The sequence below is a fragment of the Streptomyces sp. NPDC053513 genome (genome assembly GCF_044544765.1).
GTDB lineage: Bacteria > Actinomycetota > Actinomycetes > Streptomycetales > Streptomycetaceae > Streptomyces > Streptomyces litmocidini.
On the sequence record NZ_JBITXP010000006.1, the window covers coordinates 307,142 to 327,181 of the forward strand.

Annotated in this window: 22 protein-coding genes; 15 read left to right on the forward strand and 7 right to left on the reverse strand. The window is 73.5% G+C overall.

The window, feature by feature from the left end; all coding sequences use genetic code 11:
* The first annotated feature begins 26 nt into the window (after positions 1-26).
* The 5 genes from ACIGW4_RS13585 (at position 27) to ACIGW4_RS13605 (ending at position 3,000) form a co-directional block, all read left to right on the forward strand.
* Positions 27-656, forward strand: a complete 630-nt coding sequence (locus ACIGW4_RS13585; RefSeq protein ID WP_399580309.1) for a DUF6328 family protein — start codon at positions 27-29, stop codon at positions 654-656.
* Positions 653-904: a hypothetical protein gene (locus tag ACIGW4_RS13590; protein WP_123456442.1), complete on the forward strand. Its 252-nt coding sequence runs from the start codon at positions 653-655 to the stop codon at positions 902-904. The genes ACIGW4_RS13585 and ACIGW4_RS13590 overlap by 4 nt, the downstream gene beginning before the upstream one ends.
* Positions 901-1,662 (forward strand): metallophosphoesterase, encoded by a 762-nt coding sequence (locus ACIGW4_RS13595; protein WP_123456443.1) that lies wholly within the window; start codon positions 901-903, stop codon positions 1,660-1,662. The genes ACIGW4_RS13590 and ACIGW4_RS13595 overlap by 4 nt, the downstream gene beginning before the upstream one ends.
* 135 nt (positions 1,663-1,797) lie before the next feature.
* Positions 1,798-2,592, forward strand: coding sequence for a polysaccharide deacetylase family protein (locus tag ACIGW4_RS13600; protein WP_123456444.1), 795 nt, complete (start codon positions 1,798-1,800; stop codon positions 2,590-2,592).
* Between the two features lie 102 nt (positions 2,593-2,694).
* Complete coding sequence (locus ACIGW4_RS13605) at positions 2,695-3,000, forward strand: hypothetical protein (protein WP_123456445.1); 306 nt, start codon at positions 2,695-2,697, stop codon at positions 2,998-3,000.
* 69 nt (positions 3,001-3,069) lie between these two features.
* Here the strand turns inward: ACIGW4_RS13605 and ACIGW4_RS13610 are convergent, their stop codons facing one another.
* On the reverse strand, positions 3,070-3,561 hold the full coding sequence (locus tag ACIGW4_RS13610; protein ID WP_123456446.1) for a carboxymuconolactone decarboxylase family protein: 492 nt from the start codon (positions 3,559-3,561) through the stop codon (positions 3,070-3,072).
* 114 nt (positions 3,562-3,675) lie between these two features.
* On the opposite strand from ACIGW4_RS13610, the gene ACIGW4_RS13615 reads away from it, so the two are divergent.
* Entirely contained in the window at positions 3,676-4,599 is a 924-nt protein-coding gene (locus ACIGW4_RS13615; protein ID WP_399580312.1) for a pirin family protein, read from the forward strand.
* A 73-nt stretch (positions 4,600-4,672) separates the two neighbouring features.
* Here ACIGW4_RS13615 and ACIGW4_RS13620 read toward each other — a convergent pair whose 3' ends face one another.
* Positions 4,673-6,097, reverse strand: a complete 1,425-nt coding sequence (locus tag ACIGW4_RS13620; protein WP_399580313.1) for a glycosyltransferase 87 family protein — start codon at positions 6,095-6,097, stop codon at positions 4,673-4,675.
* 113 nt (positions 6,098-6,210) lie between these two features.
* On the opposite strand from ACIGW4_RS13620, the gene ACIGW4_RS13625 reads away from it, so the two are divergent.
* Positions 6,211-7,386, forward strand: coding sequence for a molybdopterin-dependent oxidoreductase (locus ACIGW4_RS13625; protein WP_399580315.1), 1,176 nt, complete (start codon positions 6,211-6,213; stop codon positions 7,384-7,386).
* On the forward strand, positions 7,383-7,805 hold the full coding sequence (locus tag ACIGW4_RS13630; RefSeq protein WP_399580317.1) for a hypothetical protein: 423 nt from the start codon (positions 7,383-7,385) through the stop codon (positions 7,803-7,805). Before ACIGW4_RS13625 ends, ACIGW4_RS13630 begins: the two co-directional genes overlap by 4 nt.
* Here the strand turns inward: ACIGW4_RS13630 and ACIGW4_RS13635 are convergent.
* The 3 genes from ACIGW4_RS13635 to ACIGW4_RS13645 are packed head-to-tail and all read right to left on the reverse strand — an operon-like array spanning position 7,778 to position 9,746.
* Entirely contained in the window at positions 7,778-8,443 is a 666-nt protein-coding gene (locus tag ACIGW4_RS13635; protein ID WP_399580319.1) for a class I SAM-dependent methyltransferase, read from the reverse strand. The two genes, ACIGW4_RS13630 and ACIGW4_RS13635, sit on opposite strands and share 28 nt — an antisense overlap.
* The gene (locus ACIGW4_RS13640) at positions 8,440-9,072 is read right to left on the reverse strand and encodes a DUF2064 domain-containing protein (RefSeq protein ID WP_399580321.1); all 633 of its coding nucleotides are present in this window, start codon (positions 9,070-9,072) and stop codon (positions 8,440-8,442) included. Before ACIGW4_RS13640 ends, ACIGW4_RS13635 begins: the two co-directional genes overlap by 4 nt.
* The gene (locus tag ACIGW4_RS13645; RefSeq protein WP_123456451.1) at positions 9,069-9,746 is read right to left on the reverse strand and encodes a glycosyltransferase family 2 protein; all 678 of its coding nucleotides are present in this window, start codon (positions 9,744-9,746) and stop codon (positions 9,069-9,071) included. Before ACIGW4_RS13645 ends, ACIGW4_RS13640 begins: the two co-directional genes overlap by 4 nt.
* 133 nt (positions 9,747-9,879) lie before the next feature.
* On the opposite strand from ACIGW4_RS13645, the gene ACIGW4_RS13650 reads away from it, so the two are divergent.
* Both ACIGW4_RS13650 and ACIGW4_RS13655 read left to right on the forward strand, forming a co-directional pair.
* Positions 9,880-10,602: a response regulator transcription factor gene (locus ACIGW4_RS13650; protein ID WP_398709219.1), complete on the forward strand. Its 723-nt coding sequence runs from the start codon at positions 9,880-9,882 to the stop codon at positions 10,600-10,602.
* A 1-nt stretch (position 10,603) separates the two neighbouring features.
* Positions 10,604-11,716 (forward strand): sensor histidine kinase KdpD, encoded by a 1,113-nt coding sequence (locus tag ACIGW4_RS13655; protein ID WP_123456452.1) that lies wholly within the window; start codon positions 10,604-10,606, stop codon positions 11,714-11,716.
* Positions 11,717-11,722: 6 nt separating this feature from the next.
* Here ACIGW4_RS13655 and ACIGW4_RS13660 read toward each other — a convergent pair whose 3' ends face one another.
* Positions 11,723-12,784, reverse strand: a complete 1,062-nt coding sequence (locus tag ACIGW4_RS13660) for an NAD-dependent epimerase/dehydratase family protein (protein WP_399580325.1) — start codon at positions 12,782-12,784, stop codon at positions 11,723-11,725.
* Between the two features lie 149 nt (positions 12,785-12,933).
* On the opposite strand from ACIGW4_RS13660, the gene ACIGW4_RS13665 reads away from it, so the two are divergent.
* The 5 genes from ACIGW4_RS13665 to ACIGW4_RS13685 all read left to right on the forward strand — a co-directional run bounded on the left by ACIGW4_RS13665 (position 12,934) and on the right by ACIGW4_RS13685 (position 18,418).
* Complete coding sequence (locus ACIGW4_RS13665; protein ID WP_399580328.1) at positions 12,934-13,494, forward strand: DM13 domain-containing protein; 561 nt, start codon at positions 12,934-12,936, stop codon at positions 13,492-13,494.
* 394 nt (positions 13,495-13,888) lie between these two features.
* Positions 13,889-14,233 carry a GNAT family N-acetyltransferase gene (locus ACIGW4_RS13670; protein ID WP_359590360.1) on the forward strand — a complete coding sequence of 115 codons (345 nt, stop codon included), beginning with the start codon at positions 13,889-13,891 and terminating at the stop codon, positions 14,231-14,233.
* A 373-nt stretch (positions 14,234-14,606) separates the two neighbouring features.
* Entirely contained in the window at positions 14,607-16,019 is a 1,413-nt protein-coding gene (locus tag ACIGW4_RS13675; protein WP_399580330.1) for a family 2B encapsulin nanocompartment shell protein, read from the forward strand.
* A gap of 96 nt (positions 16,020-16,115) precedes the next feature.
* Positions 16,116-17,519 (forward strand): family 2 encapsulin nanocompartment cargo protein terpene cyclase, encoded by a 1,404-nt coding sequence (locus tag ACIGW4_RS13680; protein ID WP_399580333.1) that lies wholly within the window; start codon positions 16,116-16,118, stop codon positions 17,517-17,519.
* Between the two features lie 14 nt (positions 17,520-17,533).
* Entirely contained in the window at positions 17,534-18,418 is an 885-nt protein-coding gene (locus tag ACIGW4_RS13685; protein WP_123456457.1) for a geranyl diphosphate 2-C-methyltransferase, read from the forward strand.
* Between the two features lie 68 nt (positions 18,419-18,486).
* On the opposite strand, the gene ACIGW4_RS13690 is transcribed toward ACIGW4_RS13685, so the two are convergent.
* Positions 18,487-19,974: an MFS transporter gene (locus tag ACIGW4_RS13690; RefSeq protein WP_399580336.1), complete on the reverse strand. Its 1,488-nt coding sequence runs from the start codon at positions 19,972-19,974 to the stop codon at positions 18,487-18,489.
* Positions 19,975-20,040: the final 66 nt, after the last annotated feature.

Here is a 20,040-nt window from a genome sequence, read left to right on the forward strand (position 1 = left end):
GGACGTGCCGAGCCGAGGAGGACGTCATGACCGTGACGAGACGCCTGACGGAGGCCGAGTGGCGCGTCGTGGAGGAGGAGACGGCGCGCCGGCCCCAGGTGTCACGTCCGCCGGAGGGCGGCGGGAAGCCGGTCGGCAGACGCCCGGAAGACGTCGGGGAACCGATCAACAGACGTCCGGAGGGCGCCCGGGAGCGGGTCAACAGACGGTGGCAGGAGGTCCTCCAGGAGACGCGGGTCGCCCAGACCGGCGTGCAGATCCTGTTCGGCTTCCTGCTCAGCCTCGCCTTCACGGCCCGCTTCCGCGAACTGGGCGGCTTCGACCACGGGCTGTACGTCGTCACCATCATCCTCGCCGCCTCCTCGACCGCCGCCCTGATCGCCCCGGTCTCCCTCCACCGCTGTCTCTCCGGACTGCGGCTGAAGGAGGAGGTGGTGATCGCCGCCGGGCGGCTCATGGTCTGCGGCATGGTCCTCCTCGCCCTGACCGTCGCCTGCACCCTCATGCTCATCCTGAACGTGGTCCTCGGCGGCGCCCTGGCCGCCGGGATCGTCGTCGGCGCCGTGATGCTGTGGTTCGCGATCTGCTGGTACGTCACCCCCTACCGGCTGCGACGCAGGGCGCTGGCACGGACCCGGGAAGGAGGGCCGCGGTGAACGGCGGCGAGAGCGAGTACCGGATCGCCCGCTTCAGGGAGCGCCTCGCCCGCGAGGACGTGGCCGAACTCGGCGTCCGCGTCGAGGTGCGCGGCGCGAGCATCCTCCTGACGGGCACCCTCCCCTCGGCCGACCGCCGCGACGAGATCCTCCGCCTCGCCGGCACCGAACTGGCCGGCATCCCCGTCCACGCGGACCTCCTGGTCGCCCGCACCGACCCGCCCGACCGTCCCGAGGAACTGTCGTGACCCCCGGCGCCGAGCGGAACGGAGCCGTCGCCCGGGTGGCCGCCGTGGGCGACATCCACCTGAGCCCGGACTGCCGGGGCCTGCTGCGCCCCTCCTTCGAGACCCTGCCGGACTGCGCGGACGTGCTCCTCCTCGCCGGCGACCTCACCCGGCACGGCACCGTCCCGGAGGCGGAGGTCGTCGCGGAGGAGGTGCGCGACCTCGGCGTCCCCGTGGTCGCCGTGCTCGGCAACCACGACTACCACTCGGAGCGGGAGGCCGAGGTCACCCGGGTCCTCACCGAGGCCGGGGTCACGGTCCTGGAGGGGGACCGGGTGGTCCTGCCCGTGGCGGGCCGCAAGGTCGGCGTCGCCGGGGCGAAGGGCTTCTGCGGGGGCTTCGCGGGCCGCAGCGCCGGGGAGTTCGGCGAGCGGGAGATGAAGGACTTCGTCCGCACCGCCCGCCGCAGCGCCGAGGGCCTGTACCGGGCGCTGGCCGACATGTCGGCCGACGGCTGCGCGGCCAGGATCGCCCTCACCCACTTCGCGCCCGTCCCCGACACGCTCGCCGGCGAACCGATCGAGATCTACCCCTTCCTGGGCAGCTACCTCCTCGCCGAGGCCATCGACGAGGCCGGCGCCGACCTCGCGGTGCACGGCCACGCCCATCTCGGCACCGAACACGGCATGACGGCCGGCGGGGTACGCGTGCGCAACGTGGCCCAGCCCGTCATCGGCCGGGCGTTCGCGCTCTACCACCTTCCGCTCGCCGCGAGCTGAGCGGCGGTCAGCGCCCCCGCGCGGTCCGGCCGCCCGCGCGTCCCGTCAGTTGGTCGGGATTCGGTGAAACCTTGTGGCTCCCCTTACCGTCCTCTCACCAGGGAGATGATCGGAACACGGGGAGTGGGGGAATCCATGGGGCAGGGCAAGTACACCGCGCACATAGCCGTGGTGGCTTCGGCGGTGGGGCTGAGCCTGGCGGTGTGGGGTGCCGCGGCGCTGATGGACAACGAGACCGCTGCGGGGATGGGGAAGGCGCCGTCCTCGCAGGGGCCCGCCGGGAAGCCCGGACAGCCGGAGCGCGTGCGGCCGCAGAAGGTGCCCGAGAGCATCGCGCACGCGGCCGAGGCGGGCGGCTCGGCGGTGAACATCACCATCGACGACGGGCCCGACCCGCGCTGGACGCCGCAGATGCTGGACATCCTCAAGGAGAACGGCGTCAAGGCCGTGTTCTGCATGGTCGGTCCGATGGCCAAGGACCACCCCGACCTCGTCAAGAGGGTCGTGGCGGAGGGCCACAAGCTCTGCGACCACACCGTGTCCCACGACACGACGATGGACAAGAAGTCCGTCGCGTACCAGAAGCAGCAGATCTTCGACGCGAAGAAGATGATCGAGGACGCGGCCGGGGGAGCGGAGGTCGAGTACTACCGGGCGCCGGGCGGGGCGTTCACCCCGGACAGCCGGCGGCTCGCCGCCGCCGCGGGGATGCGGCCGCTCGGCTGGAACGTGGACACGAAGGACTTCGAGCAGCCGGGCACGGCCTCGATCGTCGACACCGTCAAGAACGAGCTGTCGAACGGGCCGACGATCCTCTTCCACGACGGCGGCGGCGACCGCGGCCAGACCGTCGCGGCCCTGCGGCAGGTGCTGCCGTGGCTCAAGGAGAACGGACACACCTTCAGCTTCCCCGTCCGCACGGCCCCTTGAGCCCCGGCGAGGCGGGACCCCCGTTCGGGCGGTGAGGACGGCGGGAACGGTGAGAGCGGGAGGCGGGCCGTGACCGGCGGCGGGCCGGTCCGTTGTGAGGGTGTGACCTCAACACGACGCATCTCCTCGATCCTCGCCGTCGCCGCCGCCTTCTCGTGCCTCGGCGCCTCCGCGGCGTCCGCCGCGACCGCCGCCGACGCCACCGGGCCGCTGGGCCCCAAGATCAACCCGATCAGCGAGCTCGACGAACTCACCATGACCGGCATCCCCGAGGAGTCCCGCGGGCGGTTCCCGGGCATCGCCGGGCAGCTGAACAACGGCCTCGACCGGCTCAACGGGCTGGGGCAGCTGCACCAGCTCACCGATCAGGCGGCCCCGGTGGCCGGGCTGCTCCCCGTCTCCGCCTGACCGGCCGACCCGACCGAACCCTCCGAAGGCCCGGTGCCCCGACGGCACCGGGCCTTCGCCGTCCCCGGGTCAGGGCCTGGCAGGGGTCTCCCGTACGGGGTGCCCGCTCAGGATCGAGACCCGGTTGAAGGCGTTGATCGTGATCGCGACCCAGATCACCGCCGAGATCTCCTCGTCGCTCAGCACCCGGCGGGCGCTGTCGTAGGCGCGTTCCCGGGCGAGGGCGTCGGAGGGGTCGGTGGTGGCCTCCGCGAGGGCCAGGGCGGCGCGCTCCCGGTCGGTGAAGAGCTCGGTGTCGCGCCAGGCGGGGAGGACCCCCAGGCGGCGGGTCGTCTCGCCGGCGCGCAGGGCGGCCCTGGTGTGCACGTCGAGGCAGTACGCGCAGCCGTTGAGCTGGGAGACGCGGAGGTTGACCAGCTCCACCAGGATGCGGTCGAGCCCCGCCTCGGCGGCGGTCGCGCGCACGGCGTCCGCCGTCTGGACCAGCGCGTGGTAGGCCTTGGGGCTCTGCTTGTCGACGTAGATCCGTCCGTCCGCCGGGGCTCCTGCCGTGTCGCTCACCGTACGCTCCTTCCGGGCCGTGCCGGCCTCGTCCGCGAACGGTGCGTGTCACCGTCGCAGGGGCTATCATCGTCCATGATTGTTGAAAATGGAACTATCCATGGAGGGGTCGGCATGAGTATCGCGGAGATCGAGGTCCTGACCGCACGGGACGTCCCGCTGGGCGGACCCCGGGCGATGACCGTGCGGCGCACGCTCCCGCAGCGCGCGCGGACGCTGATCGGCGCCTGGTGCTTCGCCGACCACTACGGCCCCGACGACGTCGCCGAGTCCGGCGGCATGGACGTCGCCCCGCACCCGCACATCGGACTGCAGACCGTGAGCTGGCTGTTCAGCGGCGAGATCGAGCACCGCGACAGCCTCGGCAGCCACGCGTACGTACGGCCGGGGGAGCTGAACCTCATGACCGGCGGGCACGGCATCAGCCACACCGAGGTCTCCACCCCGCGCACCACCGTCCTGCACGGCGTCCAGCTGTGGGTGGCCCTCCCCGAGGAACACCGGAACACCGCCCGGGACTTCCAGCACCACGCCCCCGGGACGGTCCGCGTCGACGGCGCGGACATCAGGGTCTTCCTCGGGTCGCTCGCCGGCTCGACCTCCCCGGTGCGGACCTTCACCCCGCTGCTCGGCGCCGAACTCCTCCTCGACCCGGGCGCGACCGTCACCCTCCCCGTCGACCCCGCCTTCGAGCACGGCCTGCTCGTCGACGCCGGGGAGATCCGCATGGGTGAGACGCTTCTGCACCCGGCCGAACTGGGTTACGCCCCCACCGGGGCCGGGACGCTCACCCTGACGAACGAGTCGGACACCCCCGCCCGCGCGGTCCTCCTCGGCGGAACGCCGTTCGAGGAGGAGATCGTCATGTGGTGGAACTTCATCGGCCGCAGCCACGAGGACATCGTCGAGGCCCGCGAGGAGTGGGAGAAGGCCTCCGACCGCTTCGGCGAGGTCGAGGGCTACCCCGGCGACCGCCTCCCCGCCCCGGCCCTCCCCAACGCCCGGATAGCCCCGCGCGGGAACCCCGCGCACCGCTGACCCGGGGCCTTCTCCGCCGGGCCGGGCCGAGGCGGGGCGGGCCTTCGCCGCCGGCCCGCCCCCCGGGTGGTGGTCAGGGGCCGACCCGCCGTCGCGGCGCCGAGAGGGCGGGAGACGAAGCAGGCGCGGAGGGTCCGTCGGAGGTTCGCCCTCCGCTCCGTCGCCGCGTCCACCACATCGCGCAGACCACGCCCCCCGCCGCCCCGTACGCGGCGGTCACCCCCACGGTGCCGGTGACCGGGCCGGCGAGGTACGCCACCGCGCCGGCCAGGGCGACGCCGAGCCACTCCCAGCGGCCGTCCAGGGCGACGAGGGCGACGAGCAGCAGGGCGTACCAGGAGTAGCCGGGCGTCAGCAGGAGGAACGTCGTGCCCGCGGTCGACAGGGCGCCGTGCCACGGACGTTCGGGATCGCCGCGCCACCACACCGCCGCCGACACCGCCGCGGTGCCGAGCAGCGCCGCGGGCAGTGCCCACGCGTCGGGCAGCACGAGGCGGAGCAGGGCGTAGCGGCCGCCCGCGCCCGCGTCGTCGTAACCCTCCTCCCGGGCGTATCCGCTCAGGTAGCCCAGGACCGAACCGTCGGAGAGGAGTACGTACGGCAGGTACGTCAGCGCCACCGTCGCCGCGGCCGTCAGCGCCACGGCCGCGACCGTACGGGGCCGCCGGATTCCGGACAGCGCGCCGGGCAGGAGCACGGCGGGCAGCAGCTTCGCGGCGACGGCCAGACCGAGCAGCACCCCGCCCGTGACGTGGCGGCGGCGTGCCACCAGAGCGAGCGCGCCGACCGACAGGAGCACCGCCAGGACGTCGACGTGGGCGTTGTTCACCGCCTCGACGGGGACCGCCGGGCACCACGCCCACAGGGCGGCCCGGCGCGGATCCCCGCGCCGGCGCAGAACGCCGAGCAGGAGGCCGCTGACGGTCAGGGCGAGGAGCGCCGCCCCCGCCTGAAGCCCCTTGTGGCGGACCCCGTCCGGTGACAGGGCCTGGACGAGGAGGAACCAGCCCTCGGCCACCGGAGGGTAGATCGTGTGGACGGCGGGCCTGTTGATCCGGGTGCACCGGCCGTCGCCGATCGGCGCGAGGGCGGCGCCGTCCCGCCCGCACACCGCGGCGCTCGGGAAGAGCCAGTCGTCCCGGAGTCCGGCGAGCGCCGGGTCCGCGGGCGCGTGGTCGTACGGCGAGACGCCGGACGCCTGGACCCGGCCGTCCCACGCGTACCGGTAGGAGTCCGTGCTCGTCCGCGGGGCCGCCACCAGGCCCGTCGCCGTCACCGCGACCGCCCCGGCGAGGACGAGCGGGACGACGTGCCGGCGGGGGACGCGACGCAGGGCGGCCGCGGCCGCCGCGAACACCGCCCACGCACCCGTGTACCCGGCCGGGAAACCGGTCCCGTGCGCGCCCGCGCGGAGCAGCAGCACCAGCGATGCGGTCAGGAGCGACAGCAGAAGCGTGGTGACGACGACGGGAAGCGGGAGACGGCGGTCGCGGGTCATGGGCGCAGACTGGCAGTGCGCACGGCAGCGGTGGAGCAGACCCGGCGGGGCGTTCGGGTTTCGTAAGGTGTCGGACCGTCCACGCCGCCGCTCGCGGCGGTGTCATGGACGGCATGACGTTCCGCATGCCCCGGCTGCCCCGCCCCGCGTTCCGGCCCCCGCCCGTTCGGCCGCCCACGTTCACCGGGCCCCTCCACGACGCCAGGACCGCGACGGCCGTCGGCCGGTGGCTCGGCGCGGCCTTCGGCGTCTGCCTCGTCACCGGCCTCGTCAGCCACTACCTCCAGCGGCCGCCGGACTGGCTCGCCGACCGTCTGCCCGCCCGGCCGGTGTGGGGGTACGCCTTCACCCAGGGCCTCCACGTCGCCACGGGGCTGGCGGCGATCGTGCTGCTCCTCGTCAAACTGTGGGCGGTGTACCCCCGGTTGTTCGTGTGGCCGCCGGTGCGGTCCGTGCGGCACGCCCTGGAGCGGCTGTCCGTCGCGGTCCTCGTGGCCTCGGCCGTCTTCGAGGTCCTGACGGGACTCCTCAACATCGTCGAGTGGTATCCGTGGCCGTTCTCCTTCGTCCCCGTCCACTTCGCCGTCGCCTGGGTGGCGACCGGATCGATCCTGCTGCACATCGCCGTCAAGGCCCCCGAGATCAGGGACCACTGGGGCCGGCGCTCGGCGGGGACCGGAACCCTGCCGGCGCGGGACGCCGTCGACCGCCGCTCGCTGCTCCTCGCCACCGGCACCGCCGTCGGCGTGGTGACGCTGACGACCGTCGGCCAGTCCTTCACACCCCTCGCGGCGCTCGACCTGCTCGCGCCCCGGCACCCCGACCACGGCCCGCAGGGGCTGCCCGTGAACCGGACGGCCGCCGCGGCCGGCGTGACGGCGCCCGGACCGGCGGGCTGGCGTCTGGAGGTCGTGGGACCCCGCCCGTACGTCCTCGATCTCGCCGCCCTGAGAGCGATGCCCCGGGCCGGAGCCCGGCTGCCGATCGCCTGTGTCGAAGGCTGGAGCGTCGACGCCGACTGGGGCGGGGTACGCCTCCGGGACCTGATCGGGCGGGCCGGCGGACGGCCGGGCCGGGACGCCGTGCGGGTGACGTCGCTGGAGGTGAGAGGTGCCTACCGGGTCATGGAGATGGGCGCGGAGTACGCGGACGATCCGCTCACCCTCCTCGCCCTCACCCTCGACGGGCAGCCCCTCACGCTCGATCACGGCTTCCCGGCGCGGATCATCGCCCCCGGCCGCCCCGGGGTCCTGCAGACCAAGTGGGTGCACAGGCTGGAGGTGCTGTGAGGACGGTGAGCGTGCTGCGGTACGGACTCGGGGTGTCGGGTGTCGCCCTCGTGGGGCTCGGAGCGTGGCTGGTGGTGGACCAGCCCGATCCGCTCGGTGTGTTCGTGTGGCTGGCGGGCGCCCTCGTCCTGCACGACGGGATCCTCGCCCCGCTCGTCCTGACCGTGGGGCTGCTGCTCGCGGGACGGCGCCGACGGGGCCTGCTGCGCGGGGCGTTGCTGGTCGCGGGCAGCGTGGTCCTGGTGACGCTCCCTCTCCTCGTACGGCCCGGGGCACCGCCCAACCCCTCGGCGCTGCCCCTCCCGTACGGGCGGAATCTCGCGATCGTCCTGGTGGCCGTGACCGTGGTGACGGGCCTGCTGATCGCCGTACAGCGGTGGCGGGAACGCCGTCAGGGGCGGGCGGCGGCGGACGGCTGAGGGGCGAGCGACAGGAACGTACGCCCCTCCAGGGTCCACTGCTCGGAGACCTCCCAGCCAGCACGTCTCGCGTGCACCGCCAGGGCGCGGCTGCCGGCCCGCGCCCAGGGGAACGGCGCCCCGTGTCCGCCCCGGCCGTCCTCCACCCGTACCTCGCAGCACTCGTCGACGTCCACGGGCGCGCATTCCGCGATGACGCGCCCGGAAGGCGACACGACCCGGCGGAGCCGGCGGAGCAGCGCGGTCGGGTCCCCTCCGATCCCTGTGTTGCCGTCGATCAGCAGCGCAGTGTCCCAGCGCCCCTCGGCGGGCAGCGGTTCGAAGACCGACCGGCACAGGGCCGACCCGCCCAGCCGCAGGGTGCGGGCGACGGCCTCGGGGCTGATGTCGACGCCCAGGGCGCGCCGGCCCTCGGCGGCCAGCGCGGCGACGAGCCGGCCCGGTCCGCAGCCGATGTCGAGGACGGTGCCACGACAGCGGTCGAGCACGGAGCGGTCGGCGCTGTCGGGTGCCGTGCACCAGCGCTCGATCTCCAGGGGCAGGAGCCAGCCGTCGTGCCGGCGCAGGAAGAGCGGGCCCCTGCCGGTGCGCAGGGCGCAGTCGTACGGGTCGGCCCGCCATGCCGTGGTCGTGGTCAACGGCCCGCTCCCGTGGTCGTGGAGGTCAGTTCGGCGTACCGGGCGGCGAAGCGGCTCCCGGGCGCGGCGGCCGCCACCTGCCGGGCGTCCGACGCGGTGTCCACGTCCCGCAGGACGGGCAGCTCTCCCACGCGCAGCCCGGCCGCCCGCAGCCGGGCGTACTGGACGGCGCCGGTGTCAGGCGTGGACATGGGGACGCCGAGCAGGAGGGAAGGGGCGGGACGAGCGAGGCCGAGGGCCCAGAAGCCCCCGTCGGCGGCGGAGCCGAACCAGGCGTCGTACGCGTCCCAGCGCAGGGCGGGGGCCAGCAGCTCCGGTGTGACGTGCGGGGTGTCCATGCCGATGAGCAGGGCCGGCCCCGGGCAGCCGGCGAACGCGGCCGCCAGGCGCACGTCGAGCCCGCCGCTCGCCTGGGGGACGACCTCGAAGCCCGGCGGCAGCCACGGGCCCGGCCGCCCGTCGAGCACGAGGACGTGCCGGTCCGCGGGGACGCGCCCTGCGGCCGAGAGCGTGTCGGCGAGGGCGGCCTCGGCGAGCGCGGCCGCCTCCTCGGGGGTGAACGGGGGAGTGAGCCGGGTCTTCACGCGGCCGGGCCGGGGCTCCTTGGCGATGACGAGGAGGGTGGTCACGGGCGGCCACCGCCCGCCGGCGCCGGTTCGTCCAGCACCCTGCGCATGTCGTGGACCGCCTGCCACGTGCCCTTCCACGTGCCCGTGACCTTCGACCGGCCCGTCCGGGGCAGGTACGGGACGTCGACCTCGCGCACCCGCCAGCCGGCGTCGGCCGCCCGCACGACCATCTGCAGCGGGTAGCCGCTGCGCCGGTCGTCGAGACCGAGGCCGAGCAGCGCCTCGCGGCGGGCCGCCCGCAGGGGGCCGAGATCGTGCAGCCGCAGGCCGGTGCGCCGGCGCAGCAGCCAGGACAGGGCGAGGTTGCCGGCCCTCGCGTGGGCCGGCCACGCGCCGCGCTCCGTGGGGCGCCGACGGCCCAGCAGGAGATCGGCGGAGCCGTCGGCCACCGCACCGACGAGGCCCGGCAACAGGCCGGGGTCCAGGGAGGCGTCACAGTCGCAGAAACAGACGAACTCGGCGTCGGAGGCGAGCAGCCCGGCGTGGCAGGCGGCGCCGAAGCCGCGACGGGGCTCGTGCACGACGGTGGCGCCGAGCGCGGCGGCGACGGTCGCCGATCCGTCGGAGGAGCCGTTGTCGACGACGATCGCCCGCCATCCGGCCGGAACGCGTGCCAGGACCCAGGGCAGGGCATCCGCCTCGTCGAGGCAGGGAAGGACGACATCTACGGTCATGGGTGTCACATGCCTCACCGTAGGAACCGCGGGGCCTCCCGGGGCCGTTCCACTCCTTACGAAACGCGAACGTCCTCCCTCGTACGCCCGGGTGGCCGTGACCGTCCGGCGGACGGATGCGACGCTGTGCGGCATGAGCGAGCACAGCGTCCCGCCGCCCCCGGCCAGGATCCTGGTGGTGGACGACGATCCGACCGTCGCCGAGGTGGTGACCGGATACCTCGGCAGGTCCGGCTTCGCCGTGGAGCACGCGGCCGACGGTCCCGACGCCCTGCTGCGGGCCGGGGAGCGGCGGCCGGACCTCGTCGTGCTCGACCTGATGCTGCCCGGTCTGGACGGTCTGGAGGTGTGCCGGCGGCTGCGGGAGGCCGGGCCGGTGCCGGTGATCATGCTGACCGCGCGGGGCGACGAGGAGGACCGGATCACGGGACTGGAGGTGGGCGCGGACGACTACGTCACGAAGCCGTTCAGCCCGCGCGAACTCGTGCTGCGCGTCGAGTCCGTGCTGCGCCGCAGCCGCGGAGCCGGGCCGACGGCCGTCCGGACGGTCCTGCGCGACGCGGACCTCACCGTCGACCCGGTCACCCGGCGGGCCACCCGTGCCGGTCGCGAGCTCGCCCTCACGCTCCGGGAGTTCGACCTCCTCGCGTACTTCCTGGAGCGGCCCGGCGCCGCGCACACCAGGGAGGAGCTGATGCGGCGGGTCTGGGGCTGGGACTTCGGCGACCTGTCCACGGTCACGGTCCATGTGCGGCGCCTGCGCGCCAAGATCGAGGACGATCCGGCGCGGCCCCGGCTCATCCGGACCGTATGGGGCGTCGGATACCGCTTCGAGCCCCGGAAGGACGGGGAGTGACATGAGGGACGTCCTGCTGATCGCCGGTTTCGCCCTGGCGGGAGCCGTCTGCGCCGGTCTCGCCGGAGCGATCGTCCTCCGTCTCGTACGGCACCGTTCGGTCGCGGTCTCCTTGACGGTGGTCGCGGCCGTCACGGTGACGGCGATGCTCGCGGGGACGCTCGCCGTCGCGCAGGCGATGTTCCTGTCCGCGCACGACCTGTGGGTGGTGACCGTCGTCGTCGCCATGGCGGCCCTCGTCTCCCTCGGCACCGCCCTCGTCCTGGGCCGCTGGGTGGTGGCCCGCAGCCGGGCCCTCGCCCGCGCCGCACGCGACTTCGGCGACGGCGGCCGCTTCTCCGCTCCCGGCGGCGCCGCCACCGCCGAACTCGCCGCGCTCGGCCGTGAACTGGCGGCGACCAGTGCCAAGCTCGACGCGTCCCGCAGGCGCGAGCGTTCCCTGGAGGCGTCGCGCCGCGAGCTCGTCGCCTGGATCTCCCACGATCTGCGCACCCCGCTGGCGGGGTTGCGAGCCATGGCGGAGGCCCTGGAGGACGGCATGGCCGACGACCCCGCCCGCTATCACCGGCAGATCCGCACCGAGGTCGAACGCCTGACCGCCATGGTCACCGACCTCTTCGAGCTCTCCCGCATCCACGCCGGCGCCCTGGTCCTCAGCCCGAGCCGCATGTCCGTGTACGACCTGGTGGGCGATGCCCTGAGCGGCGCCGACCCGCTGGCCCGCGAGCACAGGGTACGGCTCGTGGGAGAGGGGGTGGCGGCCGTGCCCGTCGAGGTGGACGGCAAGGAGATGACCCGGGTCCTCGCGAACCTCCTCGTCAACGCGATCCGTCACACGCCGGCCGACGGGACCGTCGCGGTCGCGGCCGAACGCCGCGAGGACGCCGTCGTCCTGTCCGTCACCGACGGCTGCGGCGGCATCCCCGACGAGGACCTCACACGCGTCTTCGACACCGGCTGGCGCGGGACCGAGGCCCGCACCCCGCCGGCCGGTGCCGGGCTCGGCCTCGCCATCGTCCGTGGCATCGTGGAGGCCCACGCGGGCCGCGCCGAGGTCCGCAACGTCCCCGGCGGCTGCCGCTTCGAGGTCACCCTGCCGGCGGCGGCGAGCTGACCCCGGTCAGGCGAGGGCCGCCGAGGCCCGTTGTTCCGCCCGGGCGAACTCCCTCATGCCCTCGGCGAAGCCGACCTCGGGCCGCCAGCCCAGCTCCCCGCGCAGTCGGGACGAGTCGGCGGTGACGTGGCGGACGTCGCCGAGGCGGTACTCGCCCGTGATCACGGGCTCGGGGCCACCGCACGCGCGGGCGAGCGCGAGGGCCATGTCGCCCACGGTGCGCGGTTCGCCGCTGCCGGTGTTGTACCTGCTGAGCGCACCGGCCGGCAGACCGTCGGCGGCCTCCAGCGCGACCAGGTTCGCCGCCGCCACGTCCCGTACGTGCACGAAGTCCCGCCGCTGGCCGCCGTCTTCGAACACGCGGGGCGCCTCGCCCCGGGCGAGGGCCGAGCGGAAGAGGGAGGCCACCCCGGCGTACGGGGTGTCGCGGGGCATCCCGGGCCCGTACACGTTGTGGTAGCGCAGCGAGACCGCCGTGCCGTTCACCGCACGGGCCCACGCCGCCGCCAGGTGCTCCTGGGCGAGCTTCGTCGTGGCGTACACGTTCCGGGGATCGACCGGCGCGTCCTCGCCGACCGGGCCGGGAGCGAGTGCGGCGCCGCAGACGGGGCAGCGCGGTTCGAAGCGGCCGGCGGCGAGGTCCTGGGGGAGGCGGGCTCCCGGTCGTACGACACCGTGCGCGGGGCACTCGTACCGCCCCTCCCCGTACACGACCATCGATCCGGCGAGGACGAGTCGCCGCACGTCGGCCTCCGCCATGGCGGCGAGCAGGACGGCCGTGCCGAGGTCGTTGCAGCCCACGTACTCCGGGGCGTCCGCGAAGTCCTTGCCGAGACCGACCATGGCGGCCTGGTGGCACACCGCGTCGACACCCCGCAGGGCGGCGCCGACCGCCGACGGATCCCTCACGTCCGCGTGGAGGAACTCCACGGCCGGCACCTCGGGAGCCACGCGGTGGGCACCGGGCAGCAGAGCGTCGAGAACCACCGGCTCGTGCCCTGCCTCCGTGAGCGCGGTGACGATGTGCGAGCCGATGAACCCGGCTCCTCCTGTGACGAGTACACGCATGGGCGCGAGGCTACGGACCGGAGCCGGGATCGGGAGGAGCCCGCGCCGGTCCGTAAGACTTCCGTCATCGGGCCGGGGCTGTCCGGCGGCGGGCGGATCGCCTTGGATGGCGGACGCAGGCGAACAGGAGCGTGGAAGGGGGGGGCGTCGTGGAGCGCGTCACGAGGAGGCGGCGGCGGGCCGCGGTGGTTGTCGCGGGTCTGGTGGCGGCGGTGGCCGGGTCGGTGTGGTTCGAACCCTGGGCGCTGTGGGTGGACGAGACGGTGAACGAGGCGCTGCCCTCCGCGAGCGCGACTCCCCGCGGGCCGACGACGGACGAACCCTCCTCCGCGTCGCCCGTTCCCGTGCCGTCCGGCCCGGTCACCGTCGCACGGGGCACCTTCGTCAGCCACGAGCACGCCACCACGGGTGTGGTGAGGATCGTCCGGCTCGCCGACGGCACCCACACGCTCCGCATCGAGGGCCTGGACACGAGCAACGGCCCGGACCTGCACGTCCGGCTGAGCGACGCGCCCGTGAAGGAGGGCAAGGCGGGCTGGGACGTCTTCGACGACGGGAAACACGTCGACCTGGCCGAGCTGAAGGGCAACAAGGGCGACCAGAACTATCCGCTGCCCGCCGGCTTCGACTGGTCGGCGTATCCGAGCGTCAGCATCTGGTGCGACCGCTTCGACGTCTCCTTCGGCGCCGCGGCGCTCACCCGCACCTGACACCGGGGCCGGCGGCCACCACACGATCGTCACCGGCCCGCGGGCCGGCCGGTGACCACGGGGTGGCCGCGCCCGGGCGCCCGGCAGGCGTGGAAGGGCAGGAGCGAGGCGTCTGCGCCGATGCCGGCCCCTTGCTGATCCCTGCCTGGCGCAAGGGTTGCTGACCTGCGATGATGCGGTGCCCACGCGGGTTGGGCGGAGCTTCGTCGGCCGCGGCCGCGAGGGCCTCGTCGAAGCCCGCGAGGAGTGGGGAGGGACTCCGACGGCTTCGGCGAGGTCGATGGCGACCCCGGCGACCGCCCCGGCGCCCGGATCACCCCGTGCGAGAACCCCGCGCGCCGCCGGCCCGTGACTCTCCCCTCACCGATCCACCCCTCGCCCGAAAGGCACTCCCATGACCGAACAGCAGGCCACCACCCCCGTCGTCCGCCGCGTGGACCCCCGGCACCGGTACGAGATCCTCGTCGACGGCGAGCGCGCGGGCCTGACGGCCTACCGCGACCGCGACGACCGGCGGGTCTTCTTCCACACCGAGGTCGACGAGGCCTACGCGGGCCAGGGCCTGGCCTCGATCCTCGTCGAGCAGGCCCTCACCGACGTCCGCGCCTCCGGGATGCGCATCGTCCCCGTCTGCCCCTACGTGGCGAAGTTCCTGAAGAAGCACGACGAGTTCGCGGACATCACCGACCCGGTGACGCCCGAGGTCCTCCAGTGGCTGGACGGACAGCTCAAGCGCTGACCCCCGGTCAACACGACGCACGCGAAGGCGAACACTTCCCCCGTACGGAGCAGTCGCGCGCGCCCGGGTCCGCGGGCTCCCCGTCCCGGGGAGCCGAACGGGTGACCGAGCCCGTGGATCTGTGGCGCGGCGATGGCCGACTCTCCGTCAGTTGGCCGGAACCGGGTCGATCACCAGGCTAAACATCATTTCGAGCAAGATCACTGCAAGGAGTTAATGCCCTCGGACTCTCTGAGCGAGGCGGGCTCGGCGGCCGTTACTGTTCCCCGAGATCTGGACGGATTCCCGGATCTTCGCCCCCCTTCATCTTCTTTCGCCGGTTTTCGGCGCATCCGTGTGCCGAAAACCGCCCTCGCCAAGGAGAGCTCGTCCGATGACCGTTGACGACCGCCCGGACGTACAGTCGGCGCCGCCCAGGCAGTCCAGTCTGAGCACCGCGGCCGCTCGCAACCTCGCCACCACCACCAAGTCCGCCCCCCAGATGCAGGAGATCAGCTCCCGCTGGCTGCTGCGGATGCTCCCCTGGGTGGAGACCAAGGGCGGCGCCTACCGGGTGAACCGCCGGCTGAGCTACACCGTCGGCGACGGACGCATCGAATTCGTCCAGGACGGCTCCCGCGTCCGCGTCATCCCCCGCGAGCTCGGCGAACTCGCCCTGCTGCGCGGTTTCGAGGACGTCGACGTGCTCAACGCGCTCGCCGACCGGTGCGTCCAGCGCGACTTCAACGCCGGCGAGGTGCTCGTCCAGCGCGGGACGCCCGCCGAGCAGATCCACCTGATCGCCCACGGCCGCATCAGCCAGACCTCCGTCGGCAAGTACGGCGACGAGGTCGCCGTCGCCACCCTCGCCGACGGCGACCGGTTCGGCGAGAACGCCCTGCTCGACGGCGACGCCGGCTGGGACTACACCGCGACCGCCGAGACCTCCGGCACCCTGCTCACCCTCTCCCGCGCCGACTTCGCGAACATCCTCGCCTCGGCGCCGAGCCTCCAGGCCCACATCCACGAGTTCAGCTCGCTGCCCGAGCAGCGGCAGAACAAGTACGGCGAGGCCGAGATCGCGATGTCGGCCGGCCACAAGGGCGAGGCCGAGATCCCCGGCGCCTTCGTCGACTACGAGCTCAAGCCGCGCGAGTACGAACTCTCCGTCGCCCAGACCGTCCTCAAGGTCCACACCCGGGTCGCCGACCTCTACAACGGCCCGATGAACCAGACGGAGGAGCAGCTCAGGCTCACCATCGAGGCGCTCCGCGAGCGCCAGGAGCACGAGCTCATCAACAACCCGGAGTTCGGCCTGCTCCCCAACGCCGACTTCAAGCAGCGGATCCAGCCGCACTCCGGCCCGCCCACCCCGGACGACCTCGACGAGCTGCTCTGCCGCCGCCGCAGCACCAAGCTCTTCCTCGCCCACCCGCGGACGATCGCGGCGATCGGGCGCGAGTGGAACCGCGCCGGCCTCTACCCGGACACCATCGAGCTCCAGGGGCACCGGGTCCCGGCCTGGCGCGGAGTGCCGATCCTGCCCTGCAACAAGATCCCCATCAGCAAGGAGAACACCAGCTCGATCCTCGCCATGCGCCTCGGCGAGGACAACCAGGGCGTCATCGGCCTGCGCCAGACCGGACTGCCCGAGGAGTACGAGCCGGGCCTGTCGGTGCGCTTCATGGGCATCAGCGAGCAGGCGATCATGTCGTACCTCGTCACCACGTACTACTCCGCCGCCGTCCTCGTCCCGAACGCGCTCGGCGTCCTGGAGAACGTGCAGATCGCGCGCCGACGCGACTAGATCTCCCCCCGCAGGCCACCACCACCCGGACCGACCGGGCCGGGTCGGCGTGCCCGGAACCCGGGACGGCCCACCCCTCTTCCCAAGGAGTCACGGATGCCCGATCCCGGGCTTTCCCCTCTGCAGTCCAGCCTGCCCGGCGCCGCGGCCCACTTCGGGACCCACGTCCTCGCCGCGGCGGCGGCCCGCGCCGAGGCCCTCGCCCTCGGGCACCCGCAGCCGGCCGCCGGCGACGTCCCGACCGGGACGCCCGCGGGAACCGGCACGGAAGCCCCCGTGGCCGAGCCCGCCGCCCGCCCGGCCCTGCCCTCCCCGCCCCCCTCGCCGTTCGGCACCCCGCCGGTCACGACGGCCGCACCCGTGGACGCACAGCCGCGCGTCCAGGGCACCGCGGAGCCCGGTCCCGGGTGGGTCCTGCGCGGCCCCACCGGGCTCGGCACGGCCGGCCTCTCCCTGGTCCCGCGCGACGAACCCCCGGCGGCGGGGCCGCGGTCGGCGCCCCCGGCCGCGGCGCCGGCGGACGCCCTGATCATCCCGGGCCTCTACTGGCACCCGATCCCGGAACCGGACCCGGTGCGCGTGGAGGAGGTCAGCGTCCGCATCAAGTCCTGGGCGCTCGACGAGATCCAGCTCTACCCCGAGGACTGGGAGGGCGACTTCGACGGCTTCCACGTGGGGCGCTACATGGTGGCCTGCCACCCGGACGCCCCGACCGTCGAACACCTGATGGTCGCCGCCCGGCTGATGGTCGCCGAGAACGCCGTCGACGACTGCTACTGCGAGGACCTCGGCGGTTCGCCCATCGGCCTGGGCGGCCGGCTCCTCCTCGCGCACACCGCCCTGGACCCGCTGCACTCCACGGCGGAGTACCAGCCGGCGTGGGCGGAGTCGCTCCACGCGGACGCGCCCCGGCGCTCCTACCGCTCCGCCATGGAGTACTTCGCCCGGCTGGCGACCCCCTCCCAGGCCGACCGGTTCCGGCACGACATGGCCCGGCTGCACATGGGCTACCTCGCCGAGGCCGCGTGGGACGAGACGAACCACGTGCCGGAGGTGTGGGAGTACCTGGTGATGCGGCAGTTCAACAACTTCCGCCCCTGTCCCACCATCACCGACACCGTCGGCGGCTACGAACTCCCCGCCGACCTGCACGCCCAGCCGGCCATGCAGCGGGTCCTGGCCCTCGCCGGCAACGCCAGCACCATCGTCAACGACCTGTACTCGTACACCAAGGAACTCGCCAGCCCCGGGCGGCACATGAACCTGCCCGTGGTGCTGGCCGACCGGGAGTCCCTCTCGGAGAAGGACGCCTATCTGAAGGCCGTCGAGGTCCACAACGACCTCATGCGCGACTTCGAGGCCGCGTCCGCGGAACTGGCCGCCGCCTGCCCCGTCCCCAGCGTCCTCCGCTTCCTGAAGGGAGTCGCCGTGTGGGTGGACGGCAACCACTACTGGCACCAGACCAACACGTACCGCTACAGCCTGCCCGATTTCTGGTAAGAACGGATTCATCTGTGACCAACACCGAGCTCCCCACCGTCAACGGCACCTCCGCGTTCGTCCCCGGCCCGGCGACGCCGTACCAGGGAGACATCGCCCGTTACTGGAACGCCGAGGCGAGGCCCGTGAACCTGCGCCTCGGTGATGTCGACGGGCTGTACCACCACCACTACGGCATCGGCGCCGTCGACCACGCCGCCCTCGGGGACGTCGAGGACAGCGAGTACGAGAAGAAGCTGATCGCCGAGCTGCACCGGCTGGAGTCGGCGCAGGCCGAGCTCCTCCTGGACCACCTGGGCCCCATCGGCCCCGAGGACACCCTCGTCGACGCCGGCTGCGGCCGCGGCGGTTCGAGCGTCATGGCCCACCAGCGCTTCGGCTGCAAGGTCGAGGGCGTCACCCTCTCCTCCACGCAGGCCGACTTCGGCAACAAGCGCGCCAAGGAGCTGGGCATCGAGAGCCACGTCCACGCCCAGGTCTGCAACATGCTCGACACCCCCTTCGAGAAGGGCAGCATCGCCGCCTCGTGGAACAACGAGTCGAGCATGTACGTCGACCTGGACGACCTCATGGCCGAGCACTCCCGGTTCCTCAGGGTCGGCGGCCGCTACGTGACCATCACCGGCTGCTGGAACCCGAAGTACGGCCAGCCCTCGAAGTGGGTCTCCCAGATCAACGCGCACTTCGAGTGCAACATCCACTCGCGCCGTGAGTACCTGAAGGCGATGGCCGACAACCGGCTCGTCCCGCAGGCCGTCATCGACCTCACGCCGGACACCCTGCCCTACTGGGAGCTGCGGGCCACGTCCTCGCTGGTCACCGGCATCGAGGAGGCGTTCATCGAGTCGTACAGGGACGGCTCCTTCCAGTACGTCCTGATCGCCGCCGACCGCGTCTGACCCGACGGCGGTACGCGCACGGGAAGGAGGGCCGGGCCCGTCGTCCGACGGGCCCGGCCCTCCTTCCGTCATGCCGCGGCGACCTTCTCCTTCTCGGCGGCCGGTGCGCTCACCCGCTCGGTACGGGGCGCCTGGCCGGCCCGCAGGCCGAGGCGGGCGATGACGGCGACGAGCGCGAAGGCGACGGCGCCGACCCCGAAGGTGAGGGTGAAGCCGGACTCGGCGGGCAGGGCCGGGACGCCGGCGGGCAGGTGCTCGATCGTCTTGGAGGCCAGGATCGTGGTGACCACGGCGCTGCCGATCGCGCTGCCGGTGGAGCGGGAGATGGAGTTGATGCCGTTGGCGATGCCGCTCTGGTGGTGCGGGACGCTCGCCATGATGACGGCGGGCATGGCCGCGTAACCGAAGCTGACGGCCGCGCCGACGATCACGCCGGCGCCGATCACCGAGGCGGTGTGGCCGTGGTCGAGGCCGAGCCAGCCGAAGCCCACGGCGCCCAGGACGGCGGCCAGGGTCAGCGCGGTGCGCGGACCGCGGTGCCGGACGATCCGGCCGCCGATCGGCGAGGCGAGCAGGGAGACGATCGCGCCGGGCAGCAGGAACTCGACGGAGGCCCGCAGGATGGACGCGCCGAAGCCGTAGCCGGTGAGGGCCTCGGGCATCTGGACGAGGTACGAGACGCCCAGGAAGTTCGCGAACATGCCGAAGCCGACGAGGACGCCGGCCAGGTTGGCCATGAGCACCGGCCGGTGCACGAACATCCGCATGTCGACGAGGGGCTCGCGGACCTTGAGCTCGGTGAGGACCCAGACGACGGTCACGACGGCCGCGCCGGCGAAGCTGCCGAGGGTGCGGCCGGAGGTCCAGCCCCACTCGTGGCCCTGCGAGATCGGCAGCAGGAGCAGCAGCAGGGTGGCGCCGAGGGTGAGCGCGCCGAGGAAGTCGGTGCGGCCGCCGGTCTTGTGGCGGGTCGCGGGGACCAGGAACACGACCGCGAGCAGGGCGATCACGGCGAAGACCGTGGCCATCCAGAAGGCGCTGCGGTAGTCGGCGTCGGAGCCGGAGGTGAGCAGACCGGTGGCGACGAGCGCGAGGCCGCTGCCGAAGGCCAGGGTGCCGCTGACGAGGGACATCGCGCCGGGCAGCTTCTGCGGGCGGACCTCCTCGCGCAGCACGGACAGGGCCAGCGGGAAGATCGCGGTGGCGGCGCCCTGGAGGACGCGGCCGAGGATCAGCAGGGGGAGCGAGGTCGCCAGGGCCGCGACGACGGAGCCGGCGACCATGACGCCGAGGACGGCGACCAGGGTGGGCTTCTTGCCGTGCTGGTCGCCGAAGCGGCCGAGCAGCGGGGTGAAGACGGCGGCGGAGAGCAGCGTGGCGGTGGTCACCCAGCTCACGTTCGCGGCCGAGGTGCCGAGGTCGGCGCGGATGAGGCCGAGGATCGGGACCGGCAGGGTCTGCATCATCGACACGACCATGGCGGCGAGGCTCAGTGCGAAGACGACGAGCGTCTCGCGCCGGGGATCGGCGGCGGGCGGGGTGGTCTCGTGACTCATGTGTGGGTGGCCTTCTCGGTGCTTCACGTCGTAGATCTTTGATGTCATCAAGTAATAGGACGAAGG